Source organism: Natrinema versiforme JCM 10478 (assembly GCF_000337195.1).
Taxonomy (GTDB): Archaea; Halobacteriota; Halobacteria; order Halobacteriales; family Natrialbaceae; genus Natrinema; species Natrinema versiforme.
This window is the reverse complement of sequence record NZ_AOID01000036.1, coordinates 36,941-48,783: the sequence shown is the minus strand read 5'-3', so window position 1 is coordinate 48,783 and position 11,843 is coordinate 36,941. Positions and strand designations below refer to the sequence as shown.

Below are 11,843 nucleotides of genomic sequence, written 5' to 3'. Positions count from 1 at the left end.
TTACGCTGACACCACCGTTTCGAGATCGTCGACTACTCGTGAAATCTCGACCGTTGCCCCCCGGGGATACGCTCGCTCGACGATCCCGTCTTCGTTCGCGAGCAGGATCAAATTATAATGGGGGAACTGATACTCGAGCGAATCGTACTTCTCGGCATCGATCTTTTTGAGCGGCAACCCGATTTGGTCTGTTAAGATCTCCTTCGCTGTTTCGTACCGCTCCGGTCTGAGGAAGTCCCAGTTCCCGGCCTCGAGATCGACTCCCTGCTGACCGGCGAACGTTCGAAGCGCGTCTTCCGTGTCCCGTTCCGGGTCGAACGTCATTGCGAGCAGTTGGACATCGTCACTGTACCCGTTGGCAGCAGCGGCTTCCTGTGCACGGCGGAGTCGTAGTATCAATGCCGGACACATCCCATCGGGACACGACGTATAAAAGAAGGTCATCAAAACGGCCCGGTCGCTCTCGAACTGGTTCGTCGAGACGGTTTCACCGGTCAGTGGGTTGGGGAGTTCGACCGACGGAACGTCGTCGCCGTAGCTCGGATGCGACGACTCGCTCAGATCTTGCTCCGGTGGGCCGAGAACCGCTCCGTCGGCACGCTCCCGTTCACTACCGTCGCTATCGTCTGCCTGTCCCTCGTCACTCGAGAGGGTATCCAGACAGCCCGCGGTGGTAGTGACACTCGAGGCGGCGATCGATCGGAGCCAGAGACGCCGATTCATACGTCGACGTTTCGGTGGGAATCGTAAATCCAGTACGACGATTCCCCGAGTCGGAAAAAGGGACAGCGGCGAGGATGAACGAGGAGCGCGAATGCCGCTCGGGAATTCACGAGATCACTTCGTCAACGAAATGAGAACGAGCACCATCCCGCTCGAGACGATGGCCGCCTGCACGAGGGCGGCGGACGCGATCGTCGTTCCGAACACGTGGTAGATGAGCCCCTCGCAGATCGCGCCGGCACCGATGAAGACGAATCCACCGGAGACGTACAGCATCGGCGTCTGACCGCTGCGCCGATAGCCGTGATACGCCAGATACGCGACGCCGAGACTCAGCACGAACGTGAATAGTTTGGCGATCACGAACGACGCTTCCATCAGTCGTCACCCCGGAGATCGCTCCAGAGGGACGTGAAGTTGTCAGCGAGTTCGTCGCGGGTATCCAGCGTCAGCGAGAGCTGACCGTCGGTGATATCGACGTGGAGTTCCTCGAGCGACGTTTGGAACTTGCTTCGATGGGAGCCGTCCGAATCGACGGTGTTCCGTTCCTCGATGAGGTCGTGGTCCTGCAGCGTCGACACTCGACGATAGATCGTCGTGAGCGAGGCGTCGCACTCCTCGCTGAGCGTTTTCGCGGTCTTCGGCCCGTGGTCCGCGGCGAGGAGTATCTTCCGTGCGTACTCGTCCGCGAGGATCTGGAAGATTTCCGCTGGATCCGAGGAGCCTCCGTGTTGCACACGATAGACCCCGTCGTTCAGTGCCAAATAGGCCACGATTCCCCGACTCAGCAAATCGTCGTCACTGTCTTGTACCCACACTTGGGTGGCACTCGTGACTACTGACAGTCGTCGTCCGCTTCGTCTCCCGGCGGTAACCAGACGACGTTGAACCAGAACGCCTCGAGCGCATGGACCACGTCGACGAACGCATCACGGTGTGCAGGCCGGACACGACCGCCTATGGCGAGCGTAGATCAGTCCCGCCAGAATCGTCACGGAGAGCGCGCCGAGGGCCGGCCGTAACGGATCGAAGTACGTCATGAGCGCGGACGAACTGAACAGGGCGAGCAGGGCGACGTTACAGATCGGACAACTGACCGCCAGGAATCCGCCGACGAGACCGCCGAGCATCCAGCGGTCCTCGCTACTCGCGCCGTCGGCCTCGCTCTCGTCGTTACCCTCGAGGTCGGGATCGGCCGCCTCGGTCGCCAGTCGCTGTGCGGCGTAGACACCCGCAAGCAGTGCGGTCAGCGTCAGAAACATGTAATCGACGGGCGTCCGCGGGACCATCCGAACGTACAGCGGATTTGGGACGAGGCCGGTGACAAGGCCGAACAGCAGGAACACGCCGATTCCGGCGGCCGTTCCCCACAGCATCGCTCGCCGATCCGACCGGATCGATCGGACGAAGTCGTGTGCCGTCATTTCGTCGCCTCCGTCGTGATCGCACAGCGTTCCGGATGGCCCGCTCGTCCGAGGAAGAACACCAAGAGGGCGAGCCCGCCGACGCGAAGCAACGCGCCGTCATACGGGAGTACTGCCAGTCCCCCGGCGAACCCGAGAAAGCCGAGGAGGCCGGCACCGCAGCTCGCACAGCCCGATGCGAGAAGCCCCGGGACGACGCCGGAGAGGTCGGTGAGACTCGAGAGACCGACGATCTGTAGTTGCGCAACGATGTTGACGACCGCGACGCCCGAGAGCAGGGCGTAGAGGACGATGACCGCGAGCCCCGACCAGCCGTCGGTCCGGTAGACCGTCTCCGTGAGCGAGACGAGGACGTATTCGAACCAGTGGAGTCCGTCGCCGAGCATCTGGAGCGAGAACTCCGGCATCGTACTCAGGATCAGGAGGATGTAGGTGGCGACCGTCACGAGTACCAGTCCGATCGTCCCTCGCCACGTCTCGAACGGGTACGAGACTGCTGCAGCGAGGTTCGTCAGGTACCCGCTGATCGAATCGCGCGTAAACATCTAGTTGCACCAATGCAGGGACAACTGAAATCACCGACTCCGATTTGCTGGGTCAGCAAATCAGCAGTTCCGTTTACGCCATCGGAGAGAGAACGTAACGACGAGTAACCTATCTACAATGGCTCACGAACGCGACGCAAACGGGGGTCGTCCCGACGGCGAATGCTCGCCGCACTCGGTGCCGCATCGACGACCCTCGCTGGCTGTATGGACATCCTCTCGGACGACGACGGTAACGGAGTCGGCAGGGGTGAAATGGCGTCCGGTCCTACGCACTGGCCCGCTATCGAGAGAGGGCAAGTAGTCTCTGACTTCGAGGATCTCGGTGAGTGGTCCGCTTGAACTGGACAACTCTCGGCTGCTTCCGACGAGGCGCGACTCGAATCGCAAGCGGCGGTCATTGAAAGCGACGAGGCGACGGCTGGCATGGAGATTCGGTTCGACGACGGAATCGACTTCAAGGATTGGGACACCTCGCTGGCGGTCAAACCGGAATCCGTTGATCGAATCATCGTCGAATTCCTTGCACCGACGCAGAGCCAACGCCTCACCAGTATTCGAATCGTTCCGGATGGATACGACGGCTGGTTCCGAATGGACTGTGGCTACCAGCAGAAACCGGGGGAAGACCCGGATTTGTCGAACATCACCGGTCTCAATATCATCGCGGACGGGCCGGACGGCGGACCGACCAAATTGCTGGTCGACGACCTCCGCCGAACCGAATCGGCTGCCAACGGTACCGCAATCCTCGCGTTCTACGGCGGCCACGGTTCGCACTACGACATTGCGGCCGAGATGCTCGAGGAGCGTGACTGGACCGCGGCGGTTCCGGTCAGCCCCGAGCAAATCGGAGCCGCCGGTCGGATGGGGCGCACCGAATTACGCGACCTCCGAGACCGCGGCTGGGATGTCTGTTCGCTCCCGCAGGTGTCGACGCCCCTGCTGGAACAGTCCGAGGACCAGCAGCGACAGATCCTCAAAACCGCTCGAGACGCGCTCGCAGACGAGGGCTTCGAGGACGGATCGAGTCACCTGTTCGTTCCCGACGACCGGATGGATACGACGACCTACGGGCTCACGAGAGAGATCCACGAGACGACGTTCCTGTCCAACGCCGGAACGACGAGCGTGCCACCGACCGAGATGCACATGATTCCGTTCATCTGGAGTCCCGCCCTTCACGCCGGTGTTCGTCGCCACACCAACCTCTCCGATCAGTACAATCACCTCACCGTGGTGCGCGTTCCGCGGATCGTCGACGAAGCGGACGTGGGTGTCAACGAAAATCGGATGTCACTGGACGACTTCGGACTGCTTCTTGATCACATCGAGCACCGCGGCCTCAACGTCATTACTCCCTCGGATCTCGTCGACGAGACGTTCGAGCGCGCCGACGGCAACGACGAAACCGAGAACAGAGAGCGACCGAGCGGAACGATTCTCGAGGCAGACCAGTCCCACACGTTCGAGGGATCCGGATCTGGCAACACCTCTACGTTCGACCTCGACGAGGGGGTTCTCGTGGCGAACGTCTCCTACGACGGCGGGGAGATCGCCGTCAACGTGACGAAACCTGACGGTATCGGACGCAACGAGAATCTGCTGATCACGTCCGGGAATGCCACCGTCGAGTCGATCATGGCCGTCGACGACGACACCTACAGACTCGAGGTCGACGCCGACGGCGCGTGGTCAATCGACCTCTCACAGCCGGCGGTTGACGCCGACGAACTCGAGGACCTCCCGCTCGAGGCGACCGGGACGGGATCGGCGTTCGTCGGGCCGCTGTGGAACCAGGGTGGCATTAGAGTCGTCGCGACACATGACGGCGACGGTGCGTTCATCGTCGACGGCTACGACGCGGACGGCAGTCGGGAGATACTTGTCCACCGGACCGGCGAGTTCAATAACTCACGGTCGTACAAGGCGGGCGGCCCCGTCTGGCTCAACGTCGAGGCCAACGGCGACTGGACGCTCGAGGTCGTGGACTCGTAGTACCGGATTCGATCGCTCGAAACACTCGTTGCGCCCGACACCGTTTCCGCTGTTCGATCACTGCTCATCGTCGGACCGTCGGGAGCGATCGAATGGGCGAATCGGAGCGGGACGGATGAGATCTCGATCCGATTTTGCTGACCCAGCAAATCGGCAGATTCGTTTAGGGCCGGTAGCATAAACGTGAGCGCGAACAATCGATGTCGCTCGATCAGCCGTCTCGTCGTGCTCTCGTTACAGGTCTCGTTGGAACTCTCGGCGTCGGCGGCGCTTACTATCTCACCCGATCCGTCGGCACCGGTCACGACCTCTCCCCGTCGTTTCACTCGAGCGACGAGACATCAAACCTCGGCGTCGAATTGCAGGGAAAGCCGATTATGGGTGCGTCCGATGCACCGCTCGAGATCTACTACTGGACGGACTTCCAGTGTCCGTTCTGCGAACAGTTCGAACGAGAGACGCTCCCCGACCTCGTTCGAAAGTACGTCGAACCGGGTGAGCTTCGAATCGTATTCATCTCGCTGCCGTACTTCGGTGCGGACTCGATGACGGCCGCGGTCGCCGGCAAGTGCGTGTGGGATCAGGTTCGCGACGCCGACCCATCGGCGTACTGGGACTGGCATGCGGCGATCTTCGAGGAACAGGGGGAGAAAAACTCCGGTTGGGCAGCGGCCGATAACTTGGTCGAGTACACGCGCTCGGTCGACGGCATCGACGCCGACTCGCTCAAGTCGTGTCTCGACGATCGGCGGTCGGCGCTCGAAGACGAGATCGACGCGGATAACGAGCAAGCACGCTCGTTTGGCATTCGGGGGACGCCGACGTTCGCCGTCTTCGATCCGGACTCCGAATCCTTCGGGACGCTCGTCGGCGCACAGCCCATCGAGCGCTTCGACGAGGCGATCGAACGGATCAGAGACGCGTAATTCTCTTTCAAAGGAAGAATACTCGTCCCTGTTCCGGTCAGGGCACCGATTCCACCCTTACTTGAGCGTCGCAATCAGCAGGAAGGTCTCCGGTCGGACGGCCTCGTGTTCGATGGCGAGCCCGACCTCGCGGAGGGCGTCCGCCGCCTCGTCGGCGCTGTAGCGCTCGTCGACCGGCGGCCCGTCCTCGCCGGTTCCGGTGGCTGCCCAGTCGACGACGACGAGTCGGCCGTCGGCGGCGAGAACCCGGCGAATTTCGGCCAGCGCCGCGTCGCTCGCGAACTCGTGGTAGGTCATCGTCGAGAACGCGGCGTCGACGCCACTGTCGTCGAACGGCAGGTCGCTCACGTCGCTGGTCACGAGATCGACGTTCTCCGGGAGGCCCTTCTCCCGGTAGTACTCGTGCATCTCCTCTTGAACGTCGACCGCGTAGACCTCGTCGGCGTGTGGTGCGACGTCGTCGGTGAAAAAGCCGGTCCCACTGCCGAGGTCGGCAACTGTGTCGTCCGGCGAGAGCGAGAGCGCCCACAGCAGCTCCTCGGCTGAGACGAACCGATAGCGCCGTCCGGCCACCTCTAACTTGTCCGCTCGCTCGGCGTCAAACGTGTGGTATCCCATTGTTACAGGTTCTTGAAAGCAGTATCGACCAGTTCGCCCGTCTCGGCAACGATGTCTTCCATCTCGTCGTCGTCTGGTGCCATTCCGACGAGCCGTGCGATCCGCATGATCGAGACGTGGTAGACGCGCTGTCGGCCGGGTTCTTCCTCCCAGACGACGACGTTACACGGGAACAGCGTGCCGAGTTTCCCGTCGGTCGCCTCAAGTGCACGGTCGGCGACTGATGGATTACACGCGCCGAGGACGTAGTAGGGGTCGCGGTCGGCATCGACCTTCTCGTTGAGTAGTTCCGACGGCGAGAACTCAACGGGAACGCCGAATCCCGCGTCGGTGAACACCTCGCGGACGTGTTCAATGGCGTCTTCGTGGTCCATCTCGAGGGTCGTCTGTTTCGCACCGATGTCGTCCGGATCGATTTGACTAGGGTCGATTGGCAGCGTCATTCATGTATAGTATTGGGTCCACCACAAAATCAGTTCTGGAATCCACCGTCGACCGTCACGGGACAACCGTCGATTTGTGGGAGTACACCACCGTGCGCTGCTCCAGCAAAAATCGGACAGACGAATCACGTGTAGGATCCTCCTGCATCGTTCGACAGGCAAGTGGGCACGTAGCGGCTGGGATCTCGGGTGGGCGGTCAGTTCGAGACCGCAATCGCTGACTCGGAAAATCAACCGAATACATATCCTTCCCAATCCTCAAATTCACGTATGGGCTCAGACATCTCGGATCAATCGCTGCTCGGGCTAGCAGGGCTCGCGAGCCTCTGTTGTATCGGACCGGGGACCGCCGCCCTCGTCGGCGGGACGTCAGTCGGGATAATCGCCGGGATCGTACAGGGAGCGGTGATCTTCACAGTGCTCGCCGTCATCGGGCTACTGATCCGGCTGCGCTCGAACTGGTCGTGTTCGACCCGTGACGCGGACCGGGAGACGCAGCGATCTCCGAGCGTGGAGCGAAACACGGACCTTGAGTGATCCGTCGACGCAAGCGGCGGACGCTTCCACACTGATCGTGGCACTGTAGACCGTACCGAACCTGTCGAGCAGTGACTCGTGACGAGAGATGCTTCCGGAGCGATAGCCGTATTAGATTGTGTAGTATTGGGTATTCCCAGAAATACTTTAGGCGCTGCCGTCCTACTCCTCACGTATGAGCGAGACGTTCGTCGTTATCGGTGGTGACGCCGCGGGAATGAGCGCCGCGAGCAAGGTGAAACGCGAGGATCCCGAGCGAGAGGTGATCGTCTTCGAGAAAGGGGAGTGGGTCTCCTACGCTGCCTGCGGGATGCCCTACTACGTGAAGGGCGCGGTGGACGACCTGAACGACCTCGTTACCGTGACGCCCGAGGAGTTCCAGGAGGAACGGGACGTTGACCTGCGAACGGGCGCGGAGGTCGTCGGTATCGATCTCGACGCGCAGACGGTGACGGTCGAGACCGGCGACGAGACGGACGAACAGCCCTACGACGACCTCCTCGTCGCGACCGGTGCGAGCGCGATCGAACCGCCGTTCGAGGGACTTGGACTCGAGGGGGTATTCACGATTCACGACATGGACGAGGCCGACGTCATCGAGAACTACGTCACCGATCGCGACCCCGAGACGGCCGCGATCGTCGGCGGGGGCTACGTCGGCATCGAGATGGCCGAGGCGCTGTCGGCCCACGGCGTCGACGTCCACCTCTACGAGATGTTGCCCCACGTCCTCCAGCCGTTCGGTGAGGCCGTTGCCGAGGTCGTCGAGGAGCACCTGCGCGAGCAGGGGGTCGAACTCCACCTCGAGACCGCCGTGTCGGGATTCGTCGGCGACGAGCGGGTCGACGGCGTCGAACTCGAGGACGAGACCGTCGCCGCCGACATCGCGATCGTCGGCGTCGGCGTCGCACCCAATACCGACCTCGCCGAGGAAGCCGGCATCGAACTGGGGCCGACCGGGGCCATCGCAACCGACGAGTACGGGCAAACGAACGACGAGAACGTCTACGCGGCGGGCGACAACGCCGAGGCGACCCACGTCGTGACCGGCGAGCCGGACCACGTCCCGCTGGCCCTCACGGCCAACCGTGCGGGGCGGGCGATCGGACAGACGATCACCGGCGCTCCCACGCCGACCGGCGGCACCGCCGGCACTGCGATCGTAAAGGCGTTCGACCTTGGGGCCGCCCGGACAGGGATCATCGACGAGGATCGGGCCCGCGAGGCTGGATTCGATCCCGTTTCCGTGACGATTTCGGCGTCGACCCGCGCTCACTACTACCCCGACGGCGCGGAGCTCACCGTCACGCTGGTCGCCAACCGCGAGAGCGGCGAACTGCTCGGTGGCACCGTCGTCGGCCGCGAGGGCGCGAAGCGCATCGACACGGTCGCGACGGCGCTGACGGCCGACATGACCGTTACTGAACTGCAAAACGCCGATCTGGCGTACGCGCCGCCGTTCAGCCCCGTCTGGGATCCGATCCTCACCGCGGCGAAGGTTCTCGCCGGCAAACTCGAGTGAGATCACGATGACGACCGACGAACCCGGCGAACTGGATGCGTACGTCGCCGACCACCGCGCGGACCTGATCGAGTTCGCGCTCGACCTGCTGGCGGTCGACACGGCGAATCCGCCCGGCGGCACGCGCGAGATCGTCTCGCTGCTCGAGGAGTACCTGTCGCCGCTTCCGATCAACGTCGAGCGGTTCGCCGTCGATCCGGCGAAACCGAACCTCCTCGTGACGCTTCCGGGCGCGAGCGATCGAACGCTGCTGTACAACGGCCACCTCGATACGGTCCCGTACGCCGCCGACGCGTGGTCGGCCGATCCGCTCGGCGAGCGCGTCGACGACCGGATCTACGGCCGCGGCGCGACCGATATGAAGGGAGCCGTCGCCGCGATGCTGTTCGCGATCCGCGCGTTCGCCGGGACGGACATCGAACCGCCCGTCGACCTCGCGTTCGCGTTCGTCAGCGACGAGGAGGTCGGTGGTGACGCCGGCCTCCCCGCGTTGCTTGAGACCGGCCGTCTCAAGGCCGACGCCTGCGTCATCGGCGAACCGACCTGCGAGGTGGGGCGCCACTCCGTGACGGTCGCCGATCGAGGGAGTATCTGGCTGACGCTCGAGGCGACCGGCGAGGCCGCACACGGCTCGCGGCCGGTGCTCGGCAAGAACGCGATCGACCGACTTTACGATGCAGTGACGACGCTGCGGCAACGGTTCGGGACGCGACGCCTCGAGATCGATCCCACCATCGAGCCGATCCTCGACGAATCGGTCGGCTTCTACGAACCAACGATGGGTGCCGAGACCGCCCGCGAACTGTTCGAAACCCCGACGATCAACCTCGGCGTCCTCGAGGGCGGGGACGCGATCAACAGCGTCCCACAGGCTGCCCGCACGGAGATCGATATTCGACTGACTGCGGGCATACGGACTCCTGACCTTCTCTCGGAGATCCGGGACTGCATCGCCGACTGCGAGGGGATCACGGTCGCCGACATCTCCTGGAGCGTCGGCACCGCCGAACCGATCGACAGCCCGCTCGTCGAGGCCGTTGCCTCGAGTGCCGAAGCGACAACCGGCAAGCGAGTGTACCGCCGGAGCGCGACCGGCGGCGGCGACGCGAAGACACTTCGAAACGCCGGCATTCCGACGGTAGAGTTCGCACTCGCAACGGACACCGTCCACGCGGTCGACGAGTACACGACCGTCGACGCGCTCATCGGGAACGCGATGGTGTACGCGCGCCTGCCCGAAGTATGGGCGTCTGCAGTCGACAGGACGGATCCATCCGGATAGCACTCTGACGCTTGAGCGTTCCGCTGTGCAGGGTATCCGGAACCGATCGCTATCCGATCGTCAGCACTCGATCGGCGGTCGTCACGACCTCAAGGAGATCGTTCATCGTCGAGATCGGGCAGACCTCGCTCCCATCGCTGTTTCGGATGTCCAAACAGGTACCACAAGCCAGTAACTCCCCGCCGGCCTCGTCAAACTCCTCCATTCGATTCCGTACGTCGAACTGATCGTCCGTGATCTCCTCGGCTTCGACGCCGTCGCCGAGCAGGAATACTGACACGTCGTTTCCGTTCTCTAGTGCGGTGATTCCGAGACGAAAGGCGTTCCACGCGCGTTCGGGGTCGCTGGTTTCGAGTACGATTCCCAATTGTTCCCCAGTGTCATCGCCTCCTGGTTCAGACATGTATTGTACTATATCCCCAATATAATATAATACTGTCGCCTCCGATCAGGTGTGCAATAACGTTCAGTGGTCACGATAGTTGTTGCTGAATCGCCAGGAACGGTTCTCGGATGAACGAAGTGTTCGAGATGGGGCTGGAGACCGGTTTCTTGCAACCCCCGTTGCTCGTCGGTGAATTGCTTATTCACGGCGACTGCTCCCAGTATTTTATAGTGATCCCAAGAGTATTATCTACTGCGTTCGTAAGATACCGTATGCAACCGAGACCAACGATGACGCCGACCGAGTTCAGGGCGGATATCCCTGCCTTACAGGAGGAAACCTATCTCAACTTCGGCGCTCACGGTCCAAGTCCGAAATATGTCGTCGATGCCGCCGACGAGTTCGTCCGCGAGCACGAGTACGAGTCACCGGTTGGCGACCACCCCTACGAGACGGCGTTCCGAGCGTTTGACCGGACTCGAGAGCGGGTCGCGTCGTTTGTCGGCGCCAACCCGGACGAGATCGCGCTCACCGAGAGTACGACAGCCGGGATCAACGCCGTCGCCAACGCGATCGACTGGCAGCCCGGCGACGTCGTCGTGCGGACGGACCTCGAGCATCCCGCCGGAATCCTCCCGTGGCAACGCCTCGAGCGGGAAGGCGTCGAGGTTCGAGTCGTCGAGACCGAGGACGGCCGCATCGATCTCGAGCGTTTCGCCGAGGCCGTCACGGATGCCAGAGTCGCCTGCTTCAGCGCGGTCACGTGGACTCACGGGACGCAGCTTCCGGTAGGGAAACTGGTTGATATCGCCCACGACGCTGGTGCGCTTGCGCTCGTCGACGCCGTACAGGTCCCCGGACAACTACCAATGAACGTCGCGGAGTGGGGTGCTGATGCGGTCGCTGCTGCCGGCCATAAGTGGCTGCTCGGGCTGTGGGGCGGCGGCTTCCTCTACGTCGACCGTGACGTCGCTGAGGGTTTCGATCCGCGAACGGTCGGCTATCGAAGCGTCGAGACGCCATCCGACGATCCCTACAAGTACGCAGCCGGCGCACGTCGGTTCGAAGTTGGGTCAGCGAACCCGGCACCCCACGTCGCGCTCCGGGAAGCAATCAACGTGATCGATGAAGTCGGGATCGACCGGATCGAAGACCGCGTCCGGCGTCTCGCCGGTCGACTAGTAGACGGTGTCCCCGCTGACCGTCTTCTCAGCCCCTCAGTGCCGGAGTCAGGGCTCGTGACCATCGATGTCGACGATCCGGCGACGACGGTCGAACGGCTGGCCGCCGACGGGATAGTCGTTCGAGCACTGCCATCTCCGACCGCCGTTCGAGCGTCCGTCCACGCAGTCAATACTGCAAACGACATCGATCGACTGCTCGACGGACTGGAGCAAGAGTGGGAATCGCGGGAGCACAATGCAGGGTAACGACTTGATA

Annotated in this window: 14 protein-coding genes; 6 read left to right on the top strand and 8 right to left on the bottom strand. The window is 62.7% G+C overall.

Annotated elements, in window-relative coordinates:
- The 5 genes from C489_RS12975 to C489_RS12955 all read right to left on the bottom strand — a co-directional run bounded on the left by C489_RS12975 (nt 1) and on the right by C489_RS12955 (nt 2,692).
- Nucleotides 1-723 carry an SCO family protein gene (locus tag C489_RS12975; RefSeq protein WP_006431744.1) on the bottom strand — a complete coding sequence of 241 codons (723 nt, stop codon included), beginning with the start codon at nt 721-723 and terminating at the stop codon, nt 1-3.
- A gap of 114 nt (nt 724-837) precedes the next feature.
- Nucleotides 838-1,101, bottom strand: coding sequence for a DUF7521 family protein (locus tag C489_RS12970; RefSeq protein ID WP_006111121.1), 264 nt, complete (start codon nt 1,099-1,101; stop codon nt 838-840).
- Nucleotides 1,101-1,460 carry an ArsR/SmtB family transcription factor gene (locus C489_RS12965; RefSeq protein ID WP_049890840.1) on the bottom strand — a complete coding sequence of 120 codons (360 nt, stop codon included), beginning with the start codon at nt 1,458-1,460 and terminating at the stop codon, nt 1,101-1,103. Before C489_RS12965 ends, C489_RS12970 begins: the two co-directional genes overlap by 1 nt.
- 192 nt (nt 1,461-1,652) lie before the next feature.
- On the bottom strand, nt 1,653-2,147 hold the full coding sequence (locus C489_RS12960; RefSeq protein ID WP_006431742.1) for a hypothetical protein: 495 nt from the start codon (nt 2,145-2,147) through the stop codon (nt 1,653-1,655).
- Nucleotides 2,144-2,692, bottom strand: coding sequence for a hypothetical protein (locus C489_RS12955; protein ID WP_006431741.1), 549 nt, complete (start codon nt 2,690-2,692; stop codon nt 2,144-2,146). Before C489_RS12955 ends, C489_RS12960 begins: the two co-directional genes overlap by 4 nt.
- Nucleotides 2,693-3,118: 426 nt before the next feature.
- Here C489_RS12955 and C489_RS12950 point away from each other — a divergent pair, with 426 nt between their 5' ends.
- Both C489_RS12950 and C489_RS12945 read left to right on the top strand, forming a co-directional pair.
- The gene (locus C489_RS12950) at nt 3,119-4,690 is read left to right on the top strand and encodes a polysaccharide deacetylase family protein (RefSeq protein WP_006431739.1); all 1,572 of its coding nucleotides are present in this window, start codon (nt 3,119-3,121) and stop codon (nt 4,688-4,690) included.
- A 200-nt stretch (nt 4,691-4,890) separates the two neighbouring features.
- Entirely contained in the window at nt 4,891-5,616 is a 726-nt protein-coding gene (locus tag C489_RS12945) for a DsbA family protein (protein WP_006431738.1), read from the top strand.
- Between the two features lie 57 nt (nt 5,617-5,673).
- Here C489_RS12945 and C489_RS12940 read toward each other — a convergent pair whose 3' ends face one another.
- Both C489_RS12940 and C489_RS12935 read right to left on the bottom strand, forming a co-directional pair.
- Complete coding sequence (locus C489_RS12940; protein ID WP_006431737.1) at nt 5,674-6,234, bottom strand: class I SAM-dependent methyltransferase; 561 nt, start codon at nt 6,232-6,234, stop codon at nt 5,674-5,676.
- Between the two features lie 2 nt (nt 6,235-6,236).
- Nucleotides 6,237-6,677, bottom strand: coding sequence for a DUF302 domain-containing protein (locus C489_RS12935; RefSeq protein WP_006431736.1), 441 nt, complete (start codon nt 6,675-6,677; stop codon nt 6,237-6,239).
- Nucleotides 6,678-6,947: 270 nt separating this feature from the next.
- Between C489_RS12935 and C489_RS12930 the strand changes: the two genes are divergently transcribed.
- The 3 genes from C489_RS12930 (at nt 6,948) to C489_RS12920 (ending at nt 10,018) form a co-directional block, all read left to right on the top strand.
- Complete coding sequence (locus tag C489_RS12930; RefSeq protein WP_006431735.1) at nt 6,948-7,214, top strand: hypothetical protein; 267 nt, start codon at nt 6,948-6,950, stop codon at nt 7,212-7,214.
- A gap of 175 nt (nt 7,215-7,389) precedes the next feature.
- Nucleotides 7,390-8,736, top strand: coding sequence for an FAD-dependent oxidoreductase (locus C489_RS12925; protein ID WP_006431734.1), 1,347 nt, complete (start codon nt 7,390-7,392; stop codon nt 8,734-8,736).
- Between the two features lie 7 nt (nt 8,737-8,743).
- Nucleotides 8,744-10,018 (top strand): M20 family metallopeptidase, encoded by a 1,275-nt coding sequence (locus C489_RS12920; RefSeq protein WP_006431733.1) that lies wholly within the window; start codon nt 8,744-8,746, stop codon nt 10,016-10,018.
- Between the two features lie 49 nt (nt 10,019-10,067).
- Here the strand turns inward: C489_RS12920 and C489_RS12915 are convergent, their stop codons facing one another.
- A complete protein-coding gene (locus C489_RS12915; protein ID WP_193364782.1) occupies nt 10,068-10,421 on the bottom strand; it encodes a DsrE family protein in 354 nt (117 codons plus the stop codon).
- A gap of 254 nt (nt 10,422-10,675) precedes the next feature.
- On the opposite strand from C489_RS12915, the gene C489_RS12910 reads away from it, so the two are divergent.
- A complete protein-coding gene (locus C489_RS12910) occupies nt 10,676-11,833 on the top strand; it encodes an aminotransferase class V-fold PLP-dependent enzyme (RefSeq protein ID WP_083902815.1) in 1,158 nt (385 codons plus the stop codon).
- Nucleotides 11,834-11,843 lie beyond the last annotated feature (10 nt).